Origin of the sequence: Streptomyces sp. NPDC051020 (assembly GCF_040683105.1) — a bacterium.
In the GTDB taxonomy this organism is placed as follows: Bacteria; Actinomycetota; Actinomycetes; order Streptomycetales; family Streptomycetaceae; genus Streptomyces.
Genome location: NZ_JBFBCG010000059.1, coordinates 22,576 through 47,891, shown reverse-complemented (window position 1 = coordinate 47,891; position 25,316 = coordinate 22,576). Strand labels below are relative to the sequence as shown.

The 25,316-nt window shown below is 67.1% G+C and carries 20 protein-coding genes and 5 pseudogenes; 13 read left to right on the top strand and 12 right to left on the bottom strand.

Features of this window, described 5'->3' with window-relative positions:
* A partial coding sequence (locus AB0N06_RS27515) for a HEAT repeat domain-containing protein (RefSeq protein WP_366137367.1) occupies positions 1–340 on the bottom strand: 340 nt, incomplete at its 3' end.
* A gap of 689 nt (positions 341–1,029) precedes the next feature.
* Between AB0N06_RS27515 and AB0N06_RS27510 the strand changes: the two genes are divergently transcribed.
* Positions 1,030–2,334 (top strand): phosphatase PAP2 family protein, encoded by a 1,305-nt coding sequence (locus AB0N06_RS27510; protein WP_366137366.1) that lies wholly within the window; start codon positions 1,030–1,032, stop codon positions 2,332–2,334.
* 99 nt (positions 2,335–2,433) lie between these two features.
* Here AB0N06_RS27510 and AB0N06_RS27505 read toward each other — a convergent pair.
* A pseudogene (locus AB0N06_RS27505) lies at positions 2,434–2,634 on the bottom strand (IS3 family transposase); the annotation flags it as partial.
* Between the two features lie 247 nt (positions 2,635–2,881).
* Between AB0N06_RS27505 and AB0N06_RS27500 the strand changes: the two are divergent.
* The 3 genes from AB0N06_RS27500 to AB0N06_RS27490 are packed head-to-tail and all read left to right on the top strand — an operon-like array spanning position 2,882 to position 5,641.
* Positions 2,882–3,835 carry an NUDIX domain-containing protein gene (locus AB0N06_RS27500; RefSeq protein WP_366137365.1) on the top strand — a complete coding sequence of 318 codons (954 nt, stop codon included), beginning with the start codon at positions 2,882–2,884 and terminating at the stop codon, positions 3,833–3,835.
* Complete coding sequence (locus AB0N06_RS27495; RefSeq protein ID WP_366137364.1) at positions 3,832–4,410, top strand: class I SAM-dependent methyltransferase; 579 nt, start codon at positions 3,832–3,834, stop codon at positions 4,408–4,410. The genes AB0N06_RS27500 and AB0N06_RS27495 overlap by 4 nt, the downstream gene beginning before the upstream one ends.
* 31 nt (positions 4,411–4,441) lie before the next feature.
* Positions 4,442–5,641 carry an NUDIX domain-containing protein gene (locus tag AB0N06_RS27490; protein ID WP_366137363.1) on the top strand — a complete coding sequence of 400 codons (1,200 nt, stop codon included), beginning with the start codon at positions 4,442–4,444 and terminating at the stop codon, positions 5,639–5,641.
* A gap of 133 nt (positions 5,642–5,774) precedes the next feature.
* Here the strand turns inward: AB0N06_RS27490 and AB0N06_RS27485 are convergent.
* Together AB0N06_RS27485 and AB0N06_RS27480 are read right to left on the bottom strand one after the other, a co-directional pair.
* A pseudogene (locus tag AB0N06_RS27485) lies at positions 5,775–6,044 on the bottom strand (PfkB family carbohydrate kinase); the annotation flags it as partial.
* Positions 6,045–6,080: 36 nt separating this feature from the next.
* A pseudogene (locus AB0N06_RS27480) lies at positions 6,081–6,269 on the bottom strand (GntR family transcriptional regulator); the annotation flags it as partial.
* 616 nt (positions 6,270–6,885) lie between these two features.
* Between AB0N06_RS27480 and AB0N06_RS27475 the strand changes: the two are divergent.
* Together AB0N06_RS27475 and AB0N06_RS27470 are read left to right on the top strand one after the other, a co-directional pair.
* Positions 6,886–7,974, top strand: a complete 1,089-nt coding sequence (locus AB0N06_RS27475; RefSeq protein ID WP_366137362.1) for a PP2C family protein-serine/threonine phosphatase — start codon at positions 6,886–6,888, stop codon at positions 7,972–7,974.
* Positions 7,975–8,308: 334 nt separating this feature from the next.
* Entirely contained in the window at positions 8,309–8,797 is a 489-nt protein-coding gene (locus AB0N06_RS27470) for a nitronate monooxygenase (protein WP_366137361.1), read from the top strand.
* A gap of 8 nt (positions 8,798–8,805) precedes the next feature.
* Here AB0N06_RS27470 and AB0N06_RS27465 read toward each other — a convergent pair whose 3' ends face one another.
* The 3 genes from AB0N06_RS27465 to AB0N06_RS27455 form a co-directional block, all read right to left on the bottom strand.
* Positions 8,806–9,147: a hypothetical protein gene (locus AB0N06_RS27465; protein WP_366137360.1), complete on the bottom strand. Its 342-nt coding sequence runs from the start codon at positions 9,145–9,147 to the stop codon at positions 8,806–8,808.
* A gap of 588 nt (positions 9,148–9,735) precedes the next feature.
* The gene (locus tag AB0N06_RS27460) at positions 9,736–11,235 is read right to left on the bottom strand and encodes a DUF6056 family protein (protein ID WP_366137359.1); all 1,500 of its coding nucleotides are present in this window, start codon (positions 11,233–11,235) and stop codon (positions 9,736–9,738) included.
* A 60-nt stretch (positions 11,236–11,295) separates the two neighbouring features.
* Positions 11,296–12,711, bottom strand: coding sequence for a glycosyltransferase (locus AB0N06_RS27455; RefSeq protein ID WP_366137358.1), 1,416 nt, complete (start codon positions 12,709–12,711; stop codon positions 11,296–11,298).
* Between the two features lie 826 nt (positions 12,712–13,537).
* Here AB0N06_RS27455 and AB0N06_RS27450 point away from each other — a divergent pair.
* The gene (locus AB0N06_RS27450; protein WP_366137357.1) at positions 13,538–14,821 is read left to right on the top strand and encodes a DUF6056 family protein; all 1,284 of its coding nucleotides are present in this window, start codon (positions 13,538–13,540) and stop codon (positions 14,819–14,821) included.
* A 329-nt stretch (positions 14,822–15,150) separates the two neighbouring features.
* Positions 15,151–16,620 (top strand): PIG-L family deacetylase, encoded by a 1,470-nt coding sequence (locus tag AB0N06_RS27445; protein ID WP_366137356.1) that lies wholly within the window; start codon positions 15,151–15,153, stop codon positions 16,618–16,620.
* Between the two features lie 235 nt (positions 16,621–16,855).
* On the opposite strand, the gene AB0N06_RS27440 is transcribed toward AB0N06_RS27445, so the two are convergent.
* Entirely contained in the window at positions 16,856–16,930 is a 75-nt protein-coding gene (locus tag AB0N06_RS27440; RefSeq protein ID WP_366137368.1) for a hypothetical protein, read from the bottom strand.
* Positions 16,931–17,167: 237 nt separating this feature from the next.
* Here AB0N06_RS27440 and AB0N06_RS27435 point away from each other — a divergent pair, with 237 nt between their 5' ends.
* On the top strand, positions 17,168–18,067 hold the full coding sequence (locus AB0N06_RS27435) for an ion transporter (RefSeq protein WP_366137355.1): 900 nt from the start codon (positions 17,168–17,170) through the stop codon (positions 18,065–18,067).
* Positions 18,040–18,339 (top strand): annotated as a pseudogene (gene tnpA / locus AB0N06_RS27430) (IS200/IS605 family transposase); the annotation flags it as partial. The gene AB0N06_RS27435 and the pseudogene tnpA, both read left to right, overlap by 28 nt.
* Before the next feature lie 462 nt (positions 18,340–18,801).
* On the opposite strand, the gene AB0N06_RS27425 reads toward tnpA, so the two are convergent.
* Positions 18,802–19,653 (bottom strand): RNA polymerase sigma-70 factor, encoded by an 852-nt coding sequence (locus AB0N06_RS27425; RefSeq protein WP_366137353.1) that lies wholly within the window; start codon positions 19,651–19,653, stop codon positions 18,802–18,804.
* A complete protein-coding gene (locus tag AB0N06_RS27420) occupies positions 19,650–20,228 on the bottom strand; it encodes a carboxymuconolactone decarboxylase family protein (protein WP_366137352.1) in 579 nt (192 codons plus the stop codon). The genes AB0N06_RS27425 and AB0N06_RS27420 overlap by 4 nt, the downstream gene beginning before the upstream one ends.
* On the opposite strand from AB0N06_RS27420, the pseudogene AB0N06_RS27415 reads away from it, so the two are divergent.
* Positions 20,222–20,846, top strand: a pseudogene (locus AB0N06_RS27415) (transposase); the annotation flags it as partial. The gene AB0N06_RS27420 and the pseudogene AB0N06_RS27415 overlap by 7 nt on opposite strands.
* Before the next feature lie 116 nt (positions 20,847–20,962).
* On the opposite strand, the gene AB0N06_RS27410 reads toward AB0N06_RS27415, so the two are convergent.
* Together AB0N06_RS27410 and AB0N06_RS27405 are read right to left on the bottom strand one after the other, a co-directional pair.
* The gene (locus AB0N06_RS27410; protein WP_366137351.1) at positions 20,963–22,357 is read right to left on the bottom strand and encodes an FAD-dependent oxidoreductase; all 1,395 of its coding nucleotides are present in this window, start codon (positions 22,355–22,357) and stop codon (positions 20,963–20,965) included.
* A gap of 137 nt (positions 22,358–22,494) precedes the next feature.
* Positions 22,495–23,352 carry a PaaX family transcriptional regulator C-terminal domain-containing protein gene (locus AB0N06_RS27405; protein ID WP_366137349.1) on the bottom strand — a complete coding sequence of 286 codons (858 nt, stop codon included), beginning with the start codon at positions 23,350–23,352 and terminating at the stop codon, positions 22,495–22,497.
* A gap of 169 nt (positions 23,353–23,521) precedes the next feature.
* Here AB0N06_RS27405 and AB0N06_RS27400 point away from each other — a divergent pair, with 169 nt between their 5' ends.
* Complete coding sequence (locus tag AB0N06_RS27400) at positions 23,522–24,424, top strand: SDR family NAD(P)-dependent oxidoreductase (RefSeq protein WP_366137348.1); 903 nt, start codon at positions 23,522–23,524, stop codon at positions 24,422–24,424.
* Between the two features lie 14 nt (positions 24,425–24,438).
* On the top strand, positions 24,439–25,308 hold the full coding sequence (locus AB0N06_RS27395; protein ID WP_366137346.1) for an amidohydrolase family protein: 870 nt from the start codon (positions 24,439–24,441) through the stop codon (positions 25,306–25,308).
* The last annotated feature ends 8 nt before the right edge of the window (positions 25,309–25,316 follow it).

The window sequence follows — 25,316 nt, the reverse complement described above, 5'->3', positions numbered from 1 at the left end:
GGAGATCACCCGAGCCCCATCCAGCACGCCAGTACGGATCACGGCCACACGAACGAGTGATCGCGAAGCAGGGGAAGAGGGACTTAACGACCTCTGAGCGGACTTCGTCGAGAAGTACCGGGACCGTCATCGATGCCGCGTAGCGGGTGAGTGCCCACGTCAGCATTTCGCGTACGTAGAACTCGGGTTCGACCGCGCATCGCTCGATGAGCTTGCCGATGAACCCCGGGTCCGGGGTCGTGCCGACCGCCAGAGCTGCCTGCAGCCGGACCGACGAGCTGTCGTTCCCCAGCCCCTGGAGAGCTCGCATCGTGTTCGTGTCCTCTTTCGGCGTGATCATCGGGACCACCTCCTTGACACAGTGAAGACCTTGTCACTGTGTCAAGGTCAAGCAGAGCCAGGTCGAGAGATGGCCGGGCATCCTCGGCCCACCGAGTCCGGTGCTTGTCACGTCAGACGAGACGTGCGTGACGTCATGAGGCTTGTGATGTGGCCGTCGGCGTACAGTGCAGGACCTCGTGTCCGATGCCGGCGTCGTCGACGTAGGCCCGCTCGGCGCGGTAGAGACAGCGGCCCGTGCGTACGGGGGGTGGACATGGCCGGAGTCCCTCTGACCAGGTCGACGTCACCACGGGAGAACTGATCGCTGTATTCGGCGTGTTGGCGGTATGCCAACACCTCAGCCCAGGCCGCCAGTTCGGCCCTTTACACACGCGTCAAGGCCGCCGGGTAGCCCGTGTCGCCCTCGATGCCCGCCGGGCGTTCGAGAGTTCCGTGGTCATTCCCGAGACGCTGGACCATCGAGCCGGGATCGACCGGCCTTCGCACCACCCGGGGTCCTTCGACCTACCCGCACCACCCCGATAGCATGTTCGAACTCACGACGAGCGCCATCGCCCGTCCTTCACCGGAAATCCACGCATCCGGCACGAAGAGTGTCTTTAATTAACATCTAACAAATCGGCCAAACAATTGATACCTATAGCATCGCGGGTCCTTTCACGAAAAAACAACAGAATTACGTTCGCCATGTGGCGTCAACCACGGGCGATACTATGGGCCACGGCGGCGGTGGTGACCCTCGGATTCCTCATCGCGTTGGAGATCGCCGCGCGTCACTACGGCCTACCTGGACCGATCACCACCCAGGCGCAAGAGGTGGTATTCGCCCCCCAATCGGGTTTCCTGTTGTACGCCAGCATGGCGCTGATGATGGTGGTGCTCACCTGGCGACAACGGTTCATCGCGGCTGGTGTCGCGATAGGCATCGACCTCACCTTCCTACTGGTGCGGTGGGCGACCGACACCAAAGTGACCGACGGTCACCCCTTCGGCAACGGCGCGTTGTGGGTGATTTTGGGCTATGCGGTCATCGCTCTCACGCGCCGCACGGGCCGGGAACGTGTGTTGCTACTGAAGGGTGTCGGGCTGGGCGTGCTGCTGGTGACCGGCCGTAAGACTGGCGACGCCTGGCTACTCATCACGTCGAAGACTCGCCCGGCGGTCCTCGACCAGTACGTGGCAACCGCCGATCACGCGCTCGGCAACCCGTCGTGGATGGTAGGCCGGATCGTCACAGCCACCGGCCCGATCGGCACCCATTTTCTCGACTACGTCTACACTCTGCTTCCGGTGGCCGCGGTCGTCGTCACGGTGTACCAGCTACGTGGCGTGGCGGTCGAGCGTCGCTTCCCGCGCCACCATCTGGTGCGCACCTTTCTGGTCATCGGCCTCCTCGGGCCGGGCATCTACATGATCTTCCCCGTGGTCGGGCCGATCTTCGCCTACGGCGCCGACGGCGGGCACTGGGCGGTGGCCAACCTGTGGCCGGACACGCCGCCGCCGATCAATACTCCGCACCACATGCCATTCGACGAGATCACCCCACGCAACTGCATGCCCAGCCTGCACACAGCGTGGGCTACCGCCATCTTCATCCATTCCCTCAAGGGCCCACGGATTCTGCAATTCGCAGGCGCGTGCTGGCTGATTGCCACGCTGGGCGCGACGCTGGGCTTCGGCTACCACTACGGCGCGGATATCATTGCCGGCGTGGTGTTCACGTTGACGATCGAGGCAGCGCTGCGCTCGCTCGAACGCGGCTGGGACCGGTCAGGAATCCAGCTGGTCGCCTACGGTGCAACGGTCTTCACGGCACTCTTGGTGTCATATCGCTATCTGCCGATGGAGATGGCCGAACATCCGTGGGTGTTTGGACCACTTCTCCTTCTGGCGATGACCTCAGTGGTCCACGGCTACGTGCGGACCACCAAACTGTGGGAACCGAAGGCCGCACCAGCTCCGCTGACGGAACCTCAACCCGAACTGGTTTGAATCATGTTGCATCAGGAGGCGTGCGAGTTCCAGGTGCGACTCGTAGATCACGTGACTGTGCGCCGTCGCCAACCGGTAGGCCGCCGAGTAGCAGGCGTGATACCAGACGCCTTTGACCGGTCCGGCCGCCTTGGTGATGTCCCAGGTGAACACCTGCGACGGCGCGGTGGCGACCAGCTCGGGGACCGCCTTCGCGGGATGGGTGGCCTGGCGTCGGCGCTCGCCGGACTGCCCCTGTTCGCACAGGATCCGGTGCATCGTGGAGACGGAGCAGTGACCGCAGAGCCACACTCCCTGAGAACCGCCGCAGTCACCCCGACGGGAGGGCTCCGTACGACGTCACACCACAGCCGGACCCCCCAGAGAACACCAGGATCGCAGATCACATGGTCCTCATGGACCACGGCCGCCTTTCCGAGCAGGGCACGTACGACGCCCTCGTCCATGCCGGCGGCACCTTCGCGGATCTCTTACGTCTGTCCCAAGAACGCTGAGTAGCAGCCCCGCTTCACCCCGTGCTTCTTCTCGATCGCACGAAAGGCCCCGCGTGACCACCACGAATGCCTCCGGAAGCTCATCCAGTTGCCGTACATCCGAGTTGCCCGGTACAGCTGCCCTTCTAGTCGACGACTCTGGGCGGTACTTGCTGCACCTCCGCGACGCGAACAAGCCGATCTGGCGTCCTGGGCACTGGTCCCTCCTCGGCGGCCATACCGAGCCCGGCGAGAGTTGCGACGAGGCCATCGCCCGCGAACTTCTCGAGGAGACTGGCCTTACCATCCCCGGCCTTACCCCTTTCATCACCTTGGACACCCTCGATGCCGACGGTGCCTTCACGGCCCGCGTCCTCGTCTATCTGGGCACCTTGAACCAACCAGCTCACGAAATTCCCCTCCACGAGGGCATCCAATTGCGCTGGACCCATGTCGATGAGACCGCAGAGATGACCATGGATCCCGGCACAGCGGCCGTCATCCACGAGCACCGGAGGCGCCCGAACCCTCGCCTCGACGCTGTCGGCTCGCCGCCCACCATGCGCGTCCGAGAAGAGAGCGACCACCGGGGACACAGCATCGTTGGCGCCCACCTCGTCCTCGTACGGGACGGCGCCGTCCTGCTCGGCAAGCGCCGCCCTGACAGCGCCTGCGCGCCCTCGACCTGGCACCTTCCAGCCGGGCACCGTCAACAGGGCGAGTCGGCCCTGACGTGCACGGTCCGCGAGGCAGCAGAGGAAACCGGCCTCACCATCGCAGAAGCCGATCTCACACTCGTGCACACCCTGGACATTCTCGACCCGGGCAGCACAATCCCGCGCCTACAGCTCTTCTTCACCGCTTCCCGCTGGCACGGGGAGCCTCGCGTCCTCGAACCGGACGGGTGGACGGAGTGGCGGTGGTGGCCGCTGGATGCGCTGCCCGAGCCTCTCGTCGACCACACCCTCACCGTGCTGACCGCCATCGGCCAGGGCACGCCGTACACGCTCATGGGCTGGCCCTCATGAATCACCCCGCGGCTTCGGAGTTGGCGGGCGCGGCGTACTGGGAGCCGCTGTGGCAACAGGGCCGGCGCTACCGGACCATCGACGCGGACGAGGCCGAGACGCTGCGCTGCCGGCTCGGCCCCGGCCACGGCCGGCCCGCGCTCGACGTCGGCTGCGGCGAAGGCGCGCTCACCGCCCAACTCACCCGGCTCGGCTACCGAACCACGGGCATCGACTGTGCTCCCACCGCGGTGGCCGCCGCCCAGGGCAAACACCCGGACCTCGACATCCGAGTCCACGACTTCGACACCGACGACCCCGCACGCCTGCCCCACCCGGCGTTCGCCGTCATCGCCTGCCGACTCGTCTACCGGTGGGTCACCGACAAGCCCGCCTTCCTTTCCCGCGTACGCAGCATGCTCGCGCCCGGCGGCACGTTCTGGGTGGTCACCTCCGTCCACGACGCCTCCCGGGGAGGACAACCCAAGGCATGGGACCTCAGCACCGAAGACGCCGACCTGCTCACCATGTCGTGGTCGCAGGTCCAGGTGACCAAGCTCGGTTCCTCCTTCCACTGCTACTTGCTGCAGCTCTGAATCCACCCATCCCCTCGGAGGAAGCCCGCCCATGACAGCGCAGTCGATCAACGAGCAGAGCTGGACCATCTACGGGCAGCGGCAGCTGGACTACGGCTACTCGCCGCCGGTACCGGACCGCATCGACTGGGCGTTCTGGCCCGGCGTCGGCCCCGGCGCCGAGGTCCTCGGCGACCTACGGGGAAAGCGCGTACTCGACATCGGGTCGGGGCCCGGCCATCACGCCGTGCATCTTGCGCGTACCCACGGAGCCCTCGTGGACGGGATCGACATGTCGCCCACTCAGCACCAACGCGCCATGGCCGACCACGGTAACGAGCCCGGTGTGCGATTCGTCTGCGCCGACGTCGCCGACCATCTGGACGATGCAGAGCCCTACGCCGTTGCCTACGGCATCCGCACCTTTGGCTGCATCGACCCGCACCATCTGCTCCCGGCCCTGCAGGACGGTCTCTCGGAGGGCGCGCCTCTCGTCTTCTCCGCCCTGCATACCGACAGCGACAGTCGAGGTCCCTCCAGCACCCTGGCATCGCGCGAGCAGGTCATCCGGCTACGGGACGAGGAGCCCATCGCAACCCAGATGTGGGTGCTCACTCCGCAGCTGTGGGAGGGCCTGCTCACTGATCACGGCTTCACCGTCGAAGCAGTGGACCTGTTGCGGGCGCCGCAGGACGACAACCCCGTCGTGATCCAGCTCGTCCGGGCAAGGCGCCTGCCACGTCGGCACCCGACCCGTATCTCCAGCCGCCCACGCACGCACCGAGCGCCGGTCCCGCACGCGGCCGTTGGGGTCGGAGTCATCCTCGTCAGCGAGCAAGGTCTGCTTCTCGGCCGGCACCGCCGAGGGACGTGGGAACTCCCCGGGGGCACGGTGGAGCCCGGAGAGAGCTTCGAAGAGACTGTCGTGCGCGAACTGGCCGAGGAAACGGGTCTCGAAGCATCCAGTCAGGACGTCACCCTCTTGGGGACGCTGGTCGACCGCGTGGACGACGTGCTGCGCGTCACCGTCGGCGCCGTCGTCAGAGCCTGGGAGGGTGAACCCGCCAACCAGCCGGACGAGAGTGTCGGCGACTGGAGGTGGTACAGCCTGGCCGCCCTCCCGCAAGGGCTGTTCGACTGCTCCGCTCAGATCCTCACAGCCTGGCGTCCAGACCTGCTCATCGATCATCCCCCGGCGCACTTCACCCCGTTCCGCACGGGCACCACGGCAAGTCGCGCTTCCGCGTCCTGACGCCCATGGCCAATACGGGCGAACTCAGTGAGATTCACCCGTACTTGATGGTGCCAGCGGCGGGTAACCGGGCCGGGCAGCGGAACTGCCCGGCATGGGTACGGACTCGGCGACGGGTGTCCAAATCGACAGGTCACCCGCCTCCTGACCACTCCTCGGGCGCCGCGTCCAGTAGCTCCGCCAGACGGGCGTGGTCCGGCAGTGGGCCATGGTCGCCGTAACCCACGGCGCCTGCCGTGAGATGCCCCAGCCGCAGCGCCCGTACGGTGTCCTCGCCGCGCAGCAGCCCGGCGAGGAACCCGGCCGCGAACGCGCCACCGGCGCCCACCGGTTCGACAACCTCGACCCGCGGCGCGGGCACGGTGTGGACCTGGGAGCCGTCGAAGGCGGTGGCCGCCCGCCCGGGGCGGTACGAGAAAGGTCTCGATGCGAGTGATCTTCACCGGGCCCCGGCCCCCTCGTCGTTGGCCGATCCGGTGCCTTGGGCCCGGTCCAGGTCGAGTACGGCCTGGTCGAACAGGGCCCGCATGGCGCGTTCGGCGGCAGCCGGGTCCTGGTCGCGTACCGCGTCCAGGACGGCACGGTAACTCGGAACGGGGTCCTCGCCGTGCAGCGAGCTGTGCACGATCTCGGTGGTCCGCGCGTCCCGGTGGCCGTCGCGCCCGGTCTGCTGCCGCAGCGAGCTGTCCGCGCCCCGGGTGAACACACTCAGCCGGTCGCCGTCCCGCACCAGGGCGGGGCTCACGTCGGACCGCACCCCGACAGTGGCGCACTGAGCGGACTCGGCCAACGGCCGCCACCCCCGATCCGGCAGTCGCCGACCTTGCCCAGCGTGACGGAGCACCGCCTCGCGACCTCAGGTGAGGAGACTTCGTCCTCCGGGAACCGGTGCCGCCCACCACTCACACCTGCGGACGCACCACCGCCACCTCCCGGCGCGCGAACCCCGCACCAAGGTCCTGACATGCCATGGGCTGGAGCAATGGCCGACCCAAAGCCCCGCAACGCCGCAAGATGGACCTCTTGACCACCTCATGTGCCAGGAGTCCCCGCGTGTACAGGCTGTGTGAGTGGAGCCACCAGGACCGCCGTCCGCGTGCAGGCCACACAGTAGCTCCGTCCTGCGACCGGGCTCCGTCCGTGCTCGCGCCGCTCACTCCGCGTCGAAGTGAGCGGTGAGGCGGCCAGGCCGCCCCGGGGCGGCGAGCGGATCGGCAGCGCGGCCTGGCGGTGGGGGCCCGCAGGTGCCGGCCGCGCCCGCCTGGATGCGCTGGCTGCCCGCCTTCTACGTCGCGGGCGTCCTGGCGCTCGAACCCATTACACCCGTGCAGTGGCCGGTGAGCTTCATGCTCATCGCCCTCCCCGTGATCGCCGCCTTCGCCCACGGCCCCGCTGCTGTCGCCGCCATCACCGTGTTCGCGATCGCCTTCGAAGCGGTCCTGGCCGGCACCCCGTGCTGCGCGGGCCGCCCGGTGGCATACGTGTGGGAGCGCCACTACGTGGCCGCCTACCTGTGCACCGCTCTGCTCGGCGTTCTCGGAACAATCCTGGCCGCCCACCGCGTGCGCCGGGAACGCACCCTCGCCACCGTGCGTTTCGTGGCCGAGATCGCGCAGCGTGTCCTGCTCAGCCCGGTCCCTCACCGCATCGGCCCCATTCTGGTGGAAGACCTTTACCTGTCCGCCGCCGCGGAAGCACGCATCGGCGGTGACCTGTACGAGGCCGTCCCCACCACGTACGGACTCCGCCTTGTCATCGGCGACGTCCGCGGCAAGGGACTCCCTGCCGTCGAGACGGCCGCCACCCTCCTCGGCGCCTTTCGCGAGGCCGCCCACGACGAACCCGACCTCGCCGCCGTTGCCCGCCGGGCGGAGACGAGCATGGCTCGCAGGGCCGCCCGCCTGGCCGGAAACGACGTGGGTGAGCGCTTCGTCACTGCTGTCTTCGCGGAGATCCCCCGTCAGCACGTGGTCCGCATCGTCAACTGCGGCCACCCCCCGCCCCTCCTCATTCGCTCCGACGAGGTCACTGAGCTGGAGACGGCCGACCCCGCACCGCCCCTCAACCTCGGCATGCTCCTCACGGAGGCCTACCGTGTCGACGAATACCCCTTCCGCCCCGGCGAGCAGTTGCTGTTCTACACCGATGGCGTCACAGAAACACGCGACCCCACCGGGGCCTTCTACCCGCTTCGCCAACGTGTCCTCTCCTGGGGCCCCCTCCAGCCCCGGGAACTTCTCGATCGTCTCCATCACGACCTCCTCACCTACAGCAACAACCGCCTCGACGACGACACCGCGGCCCTCGCTGTGTACCACCTGCCCGACGACTAGGGCGTGTTTCGAAAGTCCCGCCTGCCCGGCCACGCCTGGCCCGCCCTACGGGCGGACGACGCCACTTCCGAAACACGCCCTGCCCCTCCCGGATGCCGTGACGGGATGCTGATTTTCGTCAACTCGTTGGTGGCCGTGATGCTTTCGTTGTGTCGGCGTACCAGGTGGCCGACGCGGAGGCCGGAGTCTCGAGGGTCTTTCGGATCGCGGGCGGTGCGGGCAGTTGTCCATCAGGAGCTATGGCGATGAGGACAGTTGCGCCCGGGCAACACCACACTGACGAGGCCTTGGGACGCTCTCACGGTGAGCGGCGGGTTCCGGAACTCCCTGGTCCATGACCAGCCTGTCCCCGACCTGGCTTCGTCGATCTCCAGGAGCACCGTTTGTCGACGGTTTCCGGAGGGTGGCGGCCCGACCGAGGCTGCGTGATTCCGGGGCCCCGAGGCCGTTGATGGTTCTCATGTCATTGACAATTTCGTTCACCAAGCCCCTGGCCCTGCAGCATCCGATCGCGCTTGCACCGATGGGCGGGTCTACCGACGGGGCGCTCGCCGCTGCGGTGTCGAACGGCGGAGGGTTAAGCCTGGTCGGCGGCAGCCGGAGCGACCGGGAGTGGCTGCAACGGGAACTGGCGTTGGTTACCCGGCAGACCGCCGGCCCATGGGGGGTACGCCGTTCTCAGCTTCCTCGACATAGAGCAGCTGCACGTCGCCGCCCCCGTCGTGATACTCCTGGGGCGTTGGTTCTGGGACCGGCACCGATACTGGGGCGCGGGTGGTGCGGCTGCCTGCGGGTTCCGCGTGAGCGGCCGAACCGCCCTTGAGCCATTTCTCACTTTTCGCTACGCCGAATCCAGTGGGCCCGGCGTTGACGACGCACAACTGAATTCGATTGAACCTCGCCGGATTCCCGGGCTTCCGTAACGGGGTGGCCCGTCGGGACGCTGAGGCTGCCTAGGGTGTAATCCGTCGTTGCAATGCTGTTGACGAGCTGGTCTTCGGTGAAATTCTCTGAACCGGGAACATGGGGGATGAAGCCGACGAGCACGCCTTCGCTGACGATCTCCGCGTCAAGACCGGCAGCTCCGTCAAGGTCCCACAGAGCTTCAAGATCTGCGTCGAGCACGACCCTGATACCGAACTCGTACACACCTGCCTCGACCACGTGCGCCATGACTCCGCGAGCGCGAAGGCTCGACACCATCCGATCTGCACGATCTGACTCCATACGCGTACACCTCGTCACTCCGGGCGACAGTCACCTTTGCCGACTACGCCAAGCACACGCCAGGGACTCAGCGAAAACGACAGATCACTCTCCCTTTGTCAACGCTACTCCGGAACAAATCCATCCGCCCATCTGCTAAATGTGAGGACTCCCGTCGGCACAACCCCCTACACTGCATTTGAAGTAGCGGTACACGATTGACTCACAATTGGCGAATAGATTCCGACAGGGGTCCTCATCTCATTTCACCGAATCAAAGAGATACCCGAGACCTCATTCCGAGTACGTCGACCCAGCCGTAGCCACTCAGCAGGTAGATTCTCTTCCGAATTCATTCGAATGGTTTCAACCATTATCGATCTCCGACTTCCTCATCATTACGCTGCGGAATTAAATCTCTCCACGCCCGACCGTGCCCGGGCCCCGGGAAAATCGCCGCGCTCAGCCGGCATGTCACCATGTCCAGCGTGCGCGGAACGGTCAGCTGCGGGACAGCGCTCAGCCCATCGGTGTCGTCGGATGGGCTGGCTCCGTTCAGGGAAGCCGGGGCGAGTAGGTGATGCGCTTGAGGTGGTACCACTGAGCAACGCACTTGGCAGGCCACGGCCTCTGACCGTGCTGGCCGAACGGTTCGCCCAGCCCGCTGACCGAGACCGGTGTGTAGGGCAACACCTGGTCGCCGTGTGCCGCGTGGATACGCAGCCACCGGTCCTGGCGGTCCCAGTGCTGGGCTCGTACCTCCATCTTCCGCTCCAGGTGGGCCAGAGGGACGGCAAGTCCGACGCAGGCCAGGACGCAGACCGCTGCCCCGGCCGCCATCGCGGGGCCGGGCAACCACTGCCGTGCGCGCAGGACTCGGCCCAGCATGGCGCCGACGGTGACCAGAAGCATGACGTAGAGCAGCAGATAGTCGTTCCACGTACGGGAGGCGGTGACCACGCTCGCGCCGAATGCCGGATGGGCGACGACAGTGCAGAGATATCCGGAGAGCAGGAACGCGATTACCCCGACCAGGACCGGAAGGAGAGGCCGACGCCAAAGGGGCCCGTGCGTCCGCGGGCCGTCTTCGCGCACCAGCAGTCCCAGGAGGAGGCCGGCCGCGAAGGCCCCGGCGTACTGCCACGTCGAAAGGATCGTCCCCAGGATGTCCACGAACGCGCGCAGACATGTCATGAGCGTGTCGGGGCTGAACATTGACGTGGCGTTGGCGCCGAACCGCTCGCGCCGGGTGCGCGCGCCCGGCGACGTGTAGAGGATGACAGTTCCGATCGCGGTACCGACGAAGGCAGCCGCGCACCACCAGCGGGCCAGCGTGCGACCGGGGCCCGGCAAGGCCCAGTAACTTGTCAGCAGTGCAAAGGCGAGGACGACGAACACCACGACCACAGTCTCCTCCGACAGTGTGCCGATGAAGACTCCGGCCACAAGCGCGATGCCGAGGGCGAAGACGCGGCCGTTCCGGGCGCGCGCGCGTAGCAGCGGAATGACGGAGCCGGCGGCCAGAACGGGCGCGAGGGTGTGCGAGACCGAGGAAGCCGGCCAGTAGAACGTCTTGTAGGTGTTCTGCGTGGCGAGTAGGAACACGGCTGTCATCATCGCCGCCACCAGCGGCGCGATCGCGCTGGGCGCGCGCATCCCCATGCTGCGGAGCGCTGAGGCGGTCACTGCCCAGAGAACGCCCAGGATGAGAATGCCGGTGCTCAGTGCGAACCACCTGTGGCCCGGGACCCCGAACGCGGCGTAGGCGACGACGAGCAGCGCGTTGGCGACGCGTCCGTTGTCCTGGAAGTAGAACTTGTCGATCAGACCGGATGCGCCGTCGTCCCGGACTACCGGGAGGAAGCACCAGTCGTCCGCTCCCGGGCGGACCATGCGGCCGATCCAGACCGCGGCGCTCAGAAGGCCGAGTGGCAGCAGTACGAGAACGGTGGTCCAGACGGCAGTCCACCGTGGCGCCAGCCACTTGTTGCCCCTCGTACCGGATCCGTCTTCCGGGTGGGAGAGGTCAGAGGCCTTCGATTGCTCTGCCGTCATGTGTCCAGGTGCCCTTCATGATGGAGGCGCCGTTCGGGTCTGGCCGGCGCGGGTTCCCGATCAGCGGGCCCGTTGCTGGGCCAGGGCGGTGCCGGAGTTGATGGCCCATCGGGCGAGCAGGAACGAGAGCGGGGTGGCAAGGAGTCCCGCCGCCACGGCGGCGACGTTTTTGCCCATGCCCAGGGTATGTACGCCGGCAAAGAGGAGAACGCCGGTGAGTACGAGGTTGACGAGACTCGAGACGGGAAACCGGAAGAATCCGTGCCACGTCGGTTTCGTACGACAGGTGATGTACGTATTGAGGAAGAACGACCCCACGATACTGACCGCGAAACCGATGACGTGGGCGATCAGATAGGGGATCCATCGGTTCAGGGAGGCGTAGACCGCCAGATAGACCGCCGTATTGACGATTCCGATCGACGCGAAGACGAAGAACTGGCGCACGGTGCGCCCCTTGGACGATCCGATCGCGGAGGCTCCCCCATCCGTCGCTGACAGCATTTCGGACGGATGACTGTCCGCAATGGTGTGGCGCTCCTGCCGCACGCTTACCTCCGTCTCGCGCACCACGTAGAGCGGCCGGTGCTTCGTTTCGCGGTAGATGCGCCCGACGTATTCACCGATAATTCCGAGCGTGGCCAGCTGGACCCCGCCGAGTGCCACGACAGCGGTCAGCAGGGTGGCGAATCCGGGGACGCGCACACCGTGCAGGGCGACGCCGATGACGATCCATAGTGCGTACGCCAAGGCTGCGGAGAAAAGCGTGAGACCGATGTAGACGGCCAGACGCAACGGTCTGCTGTTGAAGGAGATCAGTCCGTCGATGCCGTAGTTGAGCAAGCGTCTTCCGCCCCATTTCGAGGTACCGGCGGCGCGGCTGACGTTGTGGTAGGTGAAGCTGACGGTGTCGAAGCCGATCCAGGAAAAGATTCCCTTGGAGAACCGGTTGGCTTCGGGCAGGGCGAGCACCGCTTCGACGGCAGGACGGGACAGCAGCCGGAAGTCTCCCTCTCCGTCGGTAATGTCGACATCCATCCAATGCCCCATCGCGCGGTAGTAGGCCGTGCTGACGACGCTGCGCAGCACGCCGTCCCCCGAACGGTCCCGACGCGCGACGACCTGGTCGTAGCCGTGCTGTCGCAGCTCCAGTATCCGGGGAACGAGTGAGGGCGGATGCTGAAGGTCGGCGTCCATGAGAATCACGGCGTCCCCCCGGGACATACGCAATCCCGCAAGCATCGCGGCCTCCTTGCCGAAATTCCGGCTGAAGGAGGTGTAGCGAACCCGCGGATCCGCGGCAGCGAGAGCGCGCAGCTGCTCCCTGGTCGCGTCCCGGCTGCCGTCATCGACGTAACAGACTTCGAAGCTCCGTCGAGTCGTTTCGAGGACGACAACCAGTGTTTGGTGAAATCGCTCGATCACCTCGTCCTCATTGAAACAGGGAACTACGATCGAAACCTGGCACTCTGTCATTCGGATCCCTGGCAGGTGTGGTCACGGCATCTCGGAAGCATGCGTCTGTGTCCTCTTGATGCGTCTCGACCCGAGGCATCATCAAACGAATTGTGCAGGCCTCATCGTTCTCCGCGACGCCTTCCGGCCGAATCACGCCACGGGATGGCACCGAACGGGTGAAGCTCCGTCTCGTCGCTGCCGGAACGGTCCTTGGTGATGCGCCTGACCGGTCGGCTCCTGATTCCTCCCTGCTGCGTTGCAGTGTTCTTCGAACAGAGAGTTGTGCAGACTGGGCTCTGATCAGCGGCACGTGCGCGCATGTTCTGCTGAACTGTGTGGCACTTGGCCATCTTCCCGGGCGGTTCGGCGCTGTCCGGCCCCATTTGCCCTGACTGCTGCCGGTGAACAGTCGTACCCGGCCGGACAGCGCGGGGGCGTGGGCTGTGGGGGCCGGCGTTTCCTCCCGGGTTCGGCGCCCCGAGGGCTGACACGCCGGAGCGAACTGGTCCCGACCGCGCCGGCCTGTGGGCGGGCCCGGACGCTAGGGCGTGTTTCGAAGGGAGCGTCGTCCGCCCGCCTGGCAGACGGGGCTTTCGAAACACGCCCTAGGGTCGCGGCGCGGTGTCGGACCCGAGCGAAAGGAATACCGGTCGTGGAACGTCCCACAGGTGAATCCGTTCAGGAGCGACGGAGGGACGGTGTTCCGGACCGCGAGACAGCTCGATGGTGGAGATCTTTGTGGGTCGATTCGCTCGCGGTTCTCCCCGTCGCTCTGCTGGCGGCCGCGGCATGGTTCGGCCGTTGGGTGCGTCCATCCGGTGATGACTGGTGCTTTCTGCCCGTCGTGCGTGACGGGGGGCTGTCCGCGATCGTCGGGAAGTTCTACTACCTGGACAACGGGCGCGTCATGAACGCTGTGCTGGTCTGGTGCTATGCCCGGTTCGGTGTCGCCGGGCATCAATGGTTCGGCCTGATCAGCGGTGTGCTGATGCTCGGGCTCCTCTGGGCCGCTGTCGCCGGCGCTCTGCCCAGGGCAGGTATGACGGTGCCACGGGGGGTCCCCCTCCTGCTGGCATCGATGGTGACGGCGATGTTCCTGTTCGGGTCCCCCAACACCTACAAGACGTTCTACTGGCCGGCCGCGTCCGTCTCGCACACCCTGCCGCCCGTGTTCGCCTGCGCTGCGGCCCTTCCCCTCCTGCGGGCCACATCACGACGGGGCAGAGGTTTCGCCCTGCTCACAGTCTTCGTGGCGGGGTTCCTCATGGGCACGCTGTCGGAGGAGACCTGTGTCGTCGGTGTGGTCGTACTGAGCTGCTTGCTGCTGATCAGCGGCCGGATCTTCCCGCAGGAGCGACGCACCTTCTTCCGCGGCTGGTGCGTCGCAGGGATCACCGGAATCGTCATCGGAAGCCTGATCCTCCTCGGTTCTCCGGGCTCACGGCATCGGCGTGAAAGTCACCATGCCGCGTCGATACTCACTCCCGAATCGCTCTTCGGTTCGCTGCGCGGTTTCGCGCACATCGCAGCCATCCTTCTCACGACTTGGCAGTACCTGGGGGCCCTCGTGGCCGGCCTCCTCCTGAGCCTGCTGGCCCGGCGGCACGAAGGCCGCCTTCCCCCGATGAGATACGGGACGCTGTTCGCCCGGACCGGCGTGTGTGCCCTCCTCGTCTCCGGATATCTGTGCACGGTCATCGCCTACCCGGCCTTCGGGCCGAGTGTCGCGACGTCCACACGACTCTGGAACGACTACGTGCTGCTCTATATCCTGCTGCTTGTCCTCGTGGGCGCACTCCTCGGCCGCGCGTGGAGAGAGCGCGGGCGCCCCACCGGGCCGCCAAAGGCCGCCGCCGCAACCGTGTACGCCCTGGTCTGCCTCGCGCTTGCCGTCTCTCTCGTGCATCTCGACGCCGGCATGGCGGTCCGCGCTCGGAAATGGGACCACCAGGATCACTGGTTGCGCAGCCAGTCCGCAGCCGGCGCGAAGGTACTCCCCTACACACGGCTGCCCATCAGCAAAATGACAGAGCCGTTCGGTGACGACGGGCGCAAGCCGTGGCCGGCGTCATGCGTGGCCCACTACTACCATCTGGAACGCGTGGTCTCGGCGACAGGACTCCCCTGAGCACCGGCACGGGCAGGCTGTACGGTCCGAGCACGGACGGCGCACAACGACCTCACACACTGCTCAACCGGCGGTCACGGCAGGACAGCCCGGCGGGACCGACATGGCTCCTGCGTCACGTCATCCACTTCATTGACTGGCTGTTCGGCCGTTCCGGCGAGTCGGTCGTTTTGCGCAGTCCAACTACCGGTACCCCTATGAGTTGTGCGCTTCGACGAAGCCCAAGGGATCTCGCGGAGGTGTCACACTCGCGACCACGTATTGCCCCGGACCACTCCTGGGAATGGACGTGATGCGAGCCAAAAGGATGAGAAGGACGGAATGGTCGAGTGGCGTGCACGAAGGACAACAACAGAACTGGCTCGGCGCACCGGCTGATTCCCGCTACGGCACTGGCGATTTTCACAATTCTGGGATCATTGTGCTCTTCGAGTGACTCCCCTCTCGCAAACAGGGTCGCGGGCCCCACGTCGCACCAGACGTCGAAGGCGGCCCAAGAACCTCTCGGATGCCAGCGCACCCTGATCGGTGTCGCACATCCCGACGACGACCTCTACTTTGTCGACCCGGAGATCAGGAAGACCATCCATGCCGGATGCGCGGTCACCACCGTTTATCTCACCGCGGGCGATGACGGGAAGAGCTCACAGGCAGCCCGGGACTACGTCGCGAGGAGAGAGAACGGGGTGCGCGCGGCCTATGCGGAGCTTGCCGGGGCTCCAGATCGCTGGACCGAGGGCAGCACACGGGTCAACGGTCGCAGCATCAGATCCTTCAGCCTCGAAAGCAGCTCGCAATCACCCGTCAAACTGGTCTTCCTGGGACTGCACGACGGCCTTCCCCACGGACAGGAAAGTGAGAGCATGCTCAAACTGTTCCTGGCGACCCGTAAACGGATTCAGCTGTTCCAAAGCACGGAAAGCTACACCGAGGACCAGCTCCTGCGAACCCTGTCCGACCTCGCCCGGCAGGAACGAGCGCAACGTATTCTCACCCTGGACTACGACAACGCTTCCTTCGCCTTCGGTCTCCGCGGCAAGGTCGACCACAGCGATCACGGCATCGGGGCCAGATACTTCAGAAAAGCCGGATACCTCTCCGGCATCCCCGTCGCATCCTATCTTGGATACACCATGTCGTCACTTGAACCCAACCTGCTCCCTGAGCAAGTGACCGAAAAGGAAGCGGCTGTCAGGCGCTACATCGCACATACCAATTGCCATTCCAAGAAAAGTTGCGCCCTGGCCGGCACCTACAAGGGGCCGCTCCCACTCGACGATTCGGACTGGGTCCATCGTCAGTACCAGCAAGAGCATCGGAACCCGCGCCTCGGGGAAATCATTGGAGACATTGGAAGAACTACCGAGTTCAGCAGCAGGGATCCGGAGCAGTGCCTCGAAGCGGTGAACACGCAGCCGCAGTACGACGCAGTCCGGATCAACAGCTGCAATGGAACCAGCGCGCAGAAATGGGAAATCAGGGACGACGGAACGATCAGAACAGTATTTTACAGAGGATATTGCCTCACCGAGCTGACCAGCAGCGCCGGCCTGGCACTGTGTGACGCATCACGCCCAGAACAGAAATGGGATCCCCAACCCTGGAAAAGCACCACCTGGAAGCGCACGGCATGGCGAATCGCGGGAGAGAAAGGCATGTGCCTCTACCAGGACGACCGCTCACTCCCCTCTCACTGGAATTCAAGGACGGCGCAGCACCCCCGACTCGATCTCGTCAGCTGCAACAAGCAGCCTGAGCCGGAGCTCTATTGGCGCTGGGCAGCAGGAACGGCACAATGAGCCAAACATCACATAGAGGACCTAGCGCAACGCAATCAGACGTGTCGGGTTGACGCGTGGCGTCTTGTGCCGCTGGTGGCTCGACTGGATACGGCGATCTGTTGACTGCACTCGGGCCGCCTGGCCGGCACGATGAGCCTGCCCGAACTGTCGGCCCGCTTCCTGCAGCCGCAGGCGGCCTGAGGACAGAGGTGCAGCCGGCCCAGTCCCCGACGAGCGGTGGGCCGACGCATGCTCACCCCTCGTCGTTCCTCAGCACCTTGGTCTCACTCTTGAAGATGCGGGCCGCCTTGCCCGCCGAACGTGTCAGCTCGGGCAGCGTCTTGATCCCCAGGACACGACGACGAGGAGGATCAGAGCGAGTTCACTCAGGCCGAACATCAGATCTGCTCTCCCAGGGGGACGGATGACGACCGAAGCGGCGTACCGGCTGCGCATCTCTCTCTACATTGCTGTAGAAGTCTCTCCTGGAGCATGATCGCTCAACAAACCCGCCTTCCAGCCCGGTTGGCCGGGAACAGTGTGCTGCACGGAGGAACAGAGCAGGATGACGGACGGCGGCCCCACGGCCCGAGTGACCCCAGCCCGGGTATCCCTGGCGCGCCGGTGCCGCGCCCTCACGGAAGCGCGCTGGTTCGCCGTCACCGTGTTCACCCTGATCCTCACCAACGCCGCGCTGCTCGGCCTGGAGACCTACAGCGGACTGGTGGACGACTGGCACCGGTGGCTGCGTCTTGCCGAGCACGCCTGCGTCGCCGCCTTCACGGTGGAGATTGTGCTGCGCCTGGCCGCCCACGCCGACAGGCCGCGCTCCTTCTTCCGCGACCCGTGGAACCTCTTCGATCTCGTCGTCGTCCTCAGTGCGTTCCTGCCCGTCGTACGGGAGAACACCACCGTGCTACGGCTGTTGCGGCTGGCCCGTGTTCTGCGTTCAGCCCGCTTCCTGCCGCAGCTGCGCGTCTTCCTGATCGCGGTCGGCCGCAGCCTTCCCGGCACACTCAGCTTCCTGGTCGTGGGCGCGCTGCTGTTGTACGTCTACGCGATGGTGGGCTGGGTCTTCTTCTCGCACCACGACCCCGAGCACTTCGGCTCAATCGGCCGCGCCGTCCTCACCCTCTTCCTCCTGATGACCCTGGACGGCATCGGCGACGCTGTCCGCGCGGGCCTGGAGGTCTCCCGCTGGAGCATCGTCTACTACGCGTCCTACGTCCTGCTCGCCTCCTTCGTCCTGGTCAACGTCCTCATCGGCGTGGTCATCACTTCCCTCGACGAGGCACGGGACATGGAGACGGAAGGGCCACCGACGCAGCAGGGACCGGAGGACGCGAATCTGCTGCGAGAACGCATCGCCACTGCCCGCCGCGCCCTCGACGACCTCGAGGACGAGCTCGCCCGCGCGGCTGTGCACTCATGCGGAACGTCTGCACCGACTTCGGTGCAGACCTGATCGAGTTCAACGGCGAAGAGGACCACGTGCACCTGTTGGTGCACTATCCGCCGAAGGTCGCCCTGTCGAACCTGGTCAACAGCCTCAAGGGCGTCTCCTCGCGCTACCTGCGCGCCGAGTTCACCGGCCGCTTGAACCGGGCCACCACGCACGGACGCTTCTGGTCCGGCTCCTACTTCGCCGGATCCTGCGGCGGCACACCACTCCAAGCGGTCAAGGACTACATCGAGAACCAGAAACGCCCTGGCCAAGCCTCAAGCACTCCGAAGTGATGCTGCGACACTCCGCGCCACAGGCTTCAGGATCGGATTCCCTCCCCGCCTGAAGACGGGGATTCCCTCCGAAGAACAGGGATGGAGTTCCCCCGCGGCTACGATCACGCAGCCGTCCGAGCACGGTTTGACCAACTCGCAGCCCGCTTGGACCGGCAATTCCAGTGCACCTGCACCGTCGATCGGTACGTCCAGGACGCAAGCCACCACGGGACGACCACCATCGCGGAGACAGCCGCCGCCACCAGAACCGCCGGCCCGGGCCGAAGACCCCCGTCGAACGCTCGCGCACAGGCCCTGATCTCGCTGCGGACCCTGTTCTGTTTGCGGGATCGTCCCGATGCGGCTGCGACCGCGCCCGTACGAGTTCGCCCTGCACTTCGGCGTCTGGCCACTGCGCGGTCGTGAGTGTTCCAGGCGATCCACGCCGCCTGGAACACTCATGACCGCGCAGTGGCAGGCTTACCGGGCGAGTTCGGCCGGTTCATCCAGCCGCGTCAGCTTCCGCGGGTTTGCCATCGCATGGATCCGGGTGACTTTCCCGTTTTCCACCACGAGGCTCACCGCGGCCAGTCGGCCGTCGATCTCGATCCGGCCCGCGGGCGCGCCATTGAGCCACACGGCCGACACCACCCGGTCCGGGCGAGCGAGCATCTTCGCCACGACTTCGGCCCCATGAATCGGAGCCGGAGCCGCGGCCGCAAGCCCGCCACCGTCGGCGACAAGAACCACGTCCGGTGCCATGACGTCCAGCAGTTCCTGCAACTGGCCGGTGCGCAGCGCGGTCAGGAACCGTTCCACCACGGCCTGCTGCTCCGAACGGCTCACCTGCATCCGCGGGCGCCGGGCCGCCACGTGCTCGCGTGCCCGCCGCGCGATCTGCCGCACCGTGGCCGCGGACTTCCCGATGGCCTCGGCGATCTCTCCGTACGGCATCTCGAAGACCTCGCGGAGCACAAACACCGCCCGCTCGGTGGGCCCGAGCGTTTCCAGCACGGTCAGCATCGCGATCGAGACGCTCTCCGCGAGTTCGGCGTCCTCGGCGACGTCGGGGCTGGTCAGCAGCGGCTCCGGCAGCCACTCGCCCACGTACTCCTCGCGGCTGCGCGACAACGTCCGCAGGCGGTTGAGCGCCTGCCGTGTGACGGTTCGGACGAGGTAGGCCCGCGGGTCACGCACCTGCGAACGGTCGACGTCGGCCCACCGCAGCCAGGACTCCTGCAGCACGTCCTCCGCATCGACCGCCGAGCCGAGCATCTCGTAGGCGACGGTGAACAGCAGGCTGCGGTGGGCGACGAACGGGTCCTCGGTCATGCCGTCGACGCCACACCGGACGTCTCAGGACGCCCGGCCAGCGGAATCTCGCAGACATCGGAGTAGCCCTGCGACGTGATCCCGTGCGCCGTATTGCACCTGGTCGCCATGTTGGCGAAGCCGATGACTGTGGTGAGTTCGACCAGCGCCGCCGGGCCGAGCCGGTCGAGCAGACGCTTCGACAGCTCGTCGGTGACGGTCGGCGGCGTGTTCGTCATGGCCTCCGCGTACTCCAGTACGTCCCGCTCCAGCGGCGTGAACACCTCCGACTGCCGCCAGCGCGGCACCTGGCTCGCCTTGGCCAAGTTCAGGTTCTGGTTCAGCGCGTGAAAGTAGTTGACGTCGAGGCACCAGCTGCAGCCGACCTGTGCCGCGACGGCCATGTGCGCGAACGTCTTGAGGCTCGCGTCGGCCGCGTCCCACTGGCCCACCTTGGCCGCGAACTCCTTGTTGGCCTCGGCCAGCTCGGGGTTGTTCCACAGCACCTCGTCGGGCTCGGGCACGGCACCGAGGTGCTTGATCATGTTTTTCCTCATCTCGGTGGGGAGCTCCGCCTTCGGGATGCGCAGTGTCATGGTGTTCTCCTTATCCGTTGGCCTGTCGGCCTGTTCGACATGAAGACACCGGCGGATCCACGAATGTGACACCCACCGCCACCGCGCATGGATCGTCAGCACGCACAGGCCCGTGGCCGCTCTCACAGCCACCCACCCGAACACCCAGCATCTTGGACAAGCGGGCCGCACGGGACCTGGTGCCGCCGGTCGTGGTGGCCTGCGCCGGCTACGGGCAGAACGCGGACTTCCGAGCCGGCCTGACCGACAGGGGCATCGCCAACATGGTGGCCGTCCGTCCACCCGCACCATGCGCAGCCGGCCACCTCGCCCTGGGTCCGGCAACGACCGCAGCCGCAGCCCCGCTGCCACGACAAGCCCTCCTCGGTCGCCACACCGGCCACCGGCCATGGAGGGCAGGCCTTCGCTGAGATCACCTGGCAGGAGCGTTCCCGCGGACCGATGCGCTCACGTTTCGGGGCGCTGCGGGTGTGGCCGACGGCGGTCCGGGCCCGTCGCCTGGCCCAGACCGCCGCCACCACCGAGCACAGCCTCCTGCCCGACGTGACACGGCTGATCGAATGGCCCGAACGGGCCGACGACCCCATCGATCAGTGGATCTCCAGCCTGCCGAGGACACCCCGCTCGTTACCCGGCCGTGTCGTGGCGTCGGTGGCGCTTCGGGGAACAACCGGCGGTCATGCCCAGCGAGTTCCCCGTTACCCGCGTGATCTCGTCACTCGGGCTACGCGTCGTCAGCTGTCGAAGCCGAGGCCGAAGCGGTCGAGCGTCCTGAGCCAGAGGTTGCGCCGGCCCTCGTTGCGGTCGGCGCGCGCCATCGACCACTTGGTGATGCCGATCCCGGCGGAGCGGAACGGGTCGGGCGGGAACGGGAGGGGTTTGCGGCGGACGAGCTCCAGCTGGGTCCGCTCAGTGCGTTCGCCCGCCAGGAGGTCGAGCATGACCTCGGCACCGAAGCGCGTGGCGCCGACGCCGAGGCCGGTGAATCCGGCCGCGTAGGCGACCTTCCCGTGATGACTCGTGTCGAAGAACACGCAGAAACGGGTGGATGTGTCGATGGCACCGCCCCAGGCGTGGGTGAACCGGATGCCTTCCAACTGCGGGAAGGTCGTGAAGAAGTGCCGGGCGAGGGTGGCGAAGGTCTCGGGCCGCTGGTCGTGTTCGGCGCGGACCTTGCCGTCCCGGTGGTAGACGGCGTCGTAGCCGCCCCACAGGATGCGGTTGTCCGCGGAGAGCCTGACGTAGTGGAACTGGTTGGCACAGTCGGCGAAGCCCTGCCGGTTCCGCCAGCCGACCGAGGCGAGCTGCTCCTCGGTCAGCGGCTCGGTCATGAGCGCGTAGTCGTACACGGGGACGGTGTACGGGCGGTGGCGGCGCAGCAGGGAGGGATAGGCGTTGGTGGCCAGGGCGGCGCGCCGGGCGGTGATCCGCCCGTAGGGGGTACCGACCGCGATCACGCTGCCGTGCTCGGCGAGCGAGGTGGCGGGCGTGTGCTCGTGGATGCGGACGCCGAGGTCGAGGCAGGCGCGCTTGAGCCCCCAGGCGAGCCGGGCCGGGTTGACCATGGCCACGTCGTCCTTGTTCCACAGACCGCCGCGGAACGTCGGGGAGTCGATCTCGGCACGGACCGCCTCGGCGTCGAGGAGCAGCGGCTTGCCACCGAACCGGGCGAGGGCCTCGGCCTCCTCCTTCAGTCCCTCGACCTGGTACGGCTCGGTCGCCACCAGCAGGGAGCCGGTGCGCTCCCAGGAGCAGTCGATGCCGTGGCGTTCAACAGTGTCCTCGATGGCCTGGAGGTTCTCGCGGCCGAGTCGTTCCAGGAGGCCGATCTCCTCGGGCCAGCGCTCGAGTCCGTTGTGCAGGCCGTGGGTGAGGCTGGACTCGCAGAATCCGCCGTTGCGGCCGGAGGCGGCGCCGCCGGCCTCGTCCGCTTCGATGAGCACCACATCCATGGATGGATCGCGCTCCTTGGCGACGAGGGCGGTCCACAGCCCGGTGTATCCGCCGCCGACCACGAGCAAGTCGCAGGTGGTGCCGCCGACGAGTGCGGGGGCGGCCTGCGGCCGGTCGGGGTCGTCGAGCCAGAACGGGGTCGGCGAGGCGTCCCGGAGCGAAGTGAGGTGGTCCATGGGGCGGGGCTCCTTCGGATCACGGAGGTACGGGCCTCCGAAGTGCCGCCATGAGACCGCCCGGGGGGCCATAAGGTCAATGGTGTTGACATAAGGCCTCCCGAACGGCGCCTCCGCCGCCGTGCTCGGCCGACCCGCTATCCAGCCGGCTCCCAGCGGTCCAGGATCCCCTCGGCGATCCGCTTGGCTTCGGGCTCGAACCGCTCCGCCAGCCCGCGGAAGAGTGCCTCCGCGCGCGCGGCGGGCCACTCGTCGGGAAGGTGTTCGGCAGGCAGGTGGCGGTCGCGGCGCACCAGGTCGAGCCAGTCGGTGTGGAGCAGGAGCTGGCGCCCCAGATCGTCGCGCGCCTCGGCCGGCGCGTGGCCGTCGCCCCACCGGGCCAGGAAGGCGCGGTAGCCCTCGGCGATGACGTCGAGGTCGAAGGCGGTACGCAGCAGGGGGCCGGCCTCGGTGGGTGCGGCAGCCTCGCCGTGGAAGGCCTTGATACGGTCCTCCAGCCCGAGTTCCGTAGCCACGGGGGCGACGTCGACCCTACCGGGGGCCACCCACAGGCCGCTCTGCAGCGGGCCGAATCCGGCCCAGACGAGCCGTGAGCGCAGGTCGTGCCGCTCGCGGCGCCAGGATTCGGGCAGCGAGAAGGCAACCAGGGTCCAGGTGCCGTCCCAGGCACGATTGACGGCACCGGTTTGCCGGATTCGCTCCTGCCCGTCGGCGAGCACGGCGGCGGCCCGGGCGGTCAGCGAGAAGTACATCCTGCGGCCCCGCCGGTGCCGCTCCAGCAGGCCCCGGCCGACCATGCGGGTGAGGGTCGAGCGGACGGCGTCCTCGCCCACCTGAACGCGGGCGAAGGCATCGATGACGCTCGCCGAGGACAGAGCGGTGTCCGTGCCGAGGACGTGGATGCCGAAGAAGCTCAGCATCAGGGACTGCGGTCGGGGCGGGCCGCCGCGCTCGGCTGCGGGGTCCGTTTCAAGCGTCGGATCAGAGTGCGTCACGGAGACAGCGTAGGCGCGGAGCACCACCACCGAGGGTTTTATTCGGCACTTCATTGACCGCAGACAAAAGAATGCCTAGCTTTGGCCCGCTGGTACGCATCGCCGGTTGCGGCTCCCCGCGCCCTGCGCCGCGCGCCTCGCACACCGCTCCCTGGAAAGGACCCCGTTCATGGATCTCTCCGACAAGGTCGCCGTTGTCACGGGCAGTGGCCGCGGCCTCGGCCTCGCCTACGCCCAGGCCCTCGCCACCGCGGGCGCCGCCGTGGTGATCAACGACGTGGACGCCGCCGCGGCCGACGAGGCCGTGCGACGGATCACCGCAGCCGGCGGCCGCGCCGTCGCCGAGGTGGCGCCGGTCGGCTCCACCAAGGCCGCGGAGGCTCTGGTCTCCCGCGCGGTCGACACGTTCGGCCGCCTCGACGTCATGGTCACCAACGCCGGTGTGCTGCGGGACAAGGTGCTGTGGAAGATGAGCGATGACGACTTCGACACCGTCGTCGAGGTGCATCTGCGGGGCACGTTCACGTGTGTGCGCGCCGCCGTCGAGCGGATGCGCGAGCAGGGCGAGGGCGGTCGCATCATCGTCGCCGGCTCCCCCGCCGGGCAACGCGGCAACTTCGGCCAGACCAACTACGCCGCCGCCAAGGCCGGCATCGCCGCCATGGTGCGCACCTGGGCGATGGAGCTGGCGCGTGCGGGCATCACGGCCAACGCCGTCATCCCGGTCGCCGCGACCGCGATGACCAAGACGATTCCCGCCTTCGCCCCGCACATCGAGGCGCTGGAGCAGGACGGCACGCCCTTCCCCGACACGCTGCGCAAGGGCGAGGGCTTCGGCACGCCCGAGGACGTCGCGGGCCTGGTGGCCTTCCTCGCGTCGGACGCCTCGGCCGAGGTCACCGGCCAGTGCATCGGCATCGGCGGGGACAAGCTCGCCCTGTGGTCGCACCCGCAGGAGGTGTCGGTGGCGTACGCCGACGGCGGGTGGAGCGCCGACGCGATCGCCGCGGCCTGGCCGCTGACGGTCGGCCGTACTCCGCAGACCTTCGGCATTCCCGCCCCGCAGCTGTGAAGGGCGGGACAGTGATGAACCTGGACGACCTCGTCGCCATCGACGTCCACACGCACGCCGAAGTCTCGGCGAAGGGGGGCGCCTCGCTCTCGGCCGAGCTGGACAGCGCCGCCGGCGCGTACTTCAAGGCCGAACACCGCCACCCCACGCTTGCGGAGATCGCCGCCTACTACCGGGAGCGGCGGATGGCGTGCGTCGTCTTCACCGTCGACGCGGAGTCGGCGACCGGCACCCCGCCGGTGCCGAACGAGGAGATCGCCGAGGCGGCCGAGCAGAACCCGGACGTGATCATCCCCTTCGCCGGCGTCGATCCGTACAAGGGAAAGGCGGCGGTCCGTCAGATCCGGCGTCTGGTCGAGGAGTTCGGCGTCCGGGGTTTCAAGTTCCACCCCAGCATCCAGGCGTTCCACCCCAACGACCGGATGGCGTACCCGCTGTACGAGGCAATCGAGGAGGCCGGCGCGATCGCCCTCTTCCACACCGGCCAGACCGGCATCGGCGCGGGCACCCCCGGCGGCGGTGGCATCCGGCTGAAGTACTCCAATCCGATGGACGTGGACGACGTCGCCGCCGACTTCCCCGGCATGCCGATCATCCTCGCTCACCCGTCCTTCCCGTGGCAGGACGAGGCGCTCGCGGTGGCCACGCACAAGTCGCAGGTGTACATCGACCTGTCCGGCTGGTCGCCCAAGTACTTCCCGCCGCAGCTGGTGCAGTACGCCAACAGCCTTCTCCAGGACAAGGTGTTGTTCGGCTCCGACTATCCGCTGCTCTCGCCGGACCGCTGGCTGGCCGACTTCGCCAAACTCCCGATCAAGGACGAGGTACGTCCGAAGATCCTCAAGGAGAACGCGGCCCGGCTGCTCGGTCTCACCCACCGCTGAGAGGTTCC

Excerpts from the sequence above, each read along its gene's own strand:
- AB0N06_RS27510 (WP_366137366.1), top strand. The coding sequence starts at position 1,030 with ATGTGGCGTCAACCACGGGCGATACTATGGGCCACGGCGGCGGTGGTG.
- AB0N06_RS27495 (WP_366137364.1), top strand. The coding sequence starts at position 3,832 with ATGAATCACCCCGCGGCTTCGGAGTTGGCGGGCGCGGCGTACTGGGAG.
- AB0N06_RS27490 (WP_366137363.1), top strand. The coding sequence starts at position 4,442 with ATGACAGCGCAGTCGATCAACGAGCAGAGCTGGACCATCTACGGGCAG.
- AB0N06_RS27470 (WP_366137361.1), top strand. The coding sequence starts at position 8,309 with ATGACCAGCCTGTCCCCGACCTGGCTTCGTCGATCTCCAGGAGCACCG.
- AB0N06_RS27465 (WP_366137360.1), bottom strand. The coding sequence starts at position 9,147 with ATGGCGCACGTGGTCGAGGCAGGTGTGTACGAGTTCGGTATCAGGGTC.
- AB0N06_RS27460 (WP_366137359.1), bottom strand. The coding sequence starts at position 11,235 with ATGACGGCAGAGCAATCGAAGGCCTCTGACCTCTCCCACCCGGAAGAC.
- AB0N06_RS27455 (WP_366137358.1), bottom strand. The coding sequence starts at position 12,711 with ATGACAGAGTGCCAGGTTTCGATCGTAGTTCCCTGTTTCAATGAGGAC.
- AB0N06_RS27435 (WP_366137355.1), top strand. The coding sequence starts at position 17,168 with ATGACGGACGGCGGCCCCACGGCCCGAGTGACCCCAGCCCGGGTATCC.
- AB0N06_RS27425 (WP_366137353.1), bottom strand. The coding sequence starts at position 19,653 with ATGACCGAGGACCCGTTCGTCGCCCACCGCAGCCTGCTGTTCACCGTC.
- AB0N06_RS27420 (WP_366137352.1), bottom strand. The coding sequence starts at position 20,228 with ATGACACTGCGCATCCCGAAGGCGGAGCTCCCCACCGAGATGAGGAAA.
- AB0N06_RS27410 (WP_366137351.1), bottom strand. The coding sequence starts at position 22,357 with ATGGACCACCTCACTTCGCTCCGGGACGCCTCGCCGACCCCGTTCTGG.
- AB0N06_RS27400 (WP_366137348.1), top strand. The coding sequence starts at position 23,522 with ATGGATCTCTCCGACAAGGTCGCCGTTGTCACGGGCAGTGGCCGCGGC.
- AB0N06_RS27395 (WP_366137346.1), top strand. The coding sequence starts at position 24,439 with ATGAACCTGGACGACCTCGTCGCCATCGACGTCCACACGCACGCCGAA.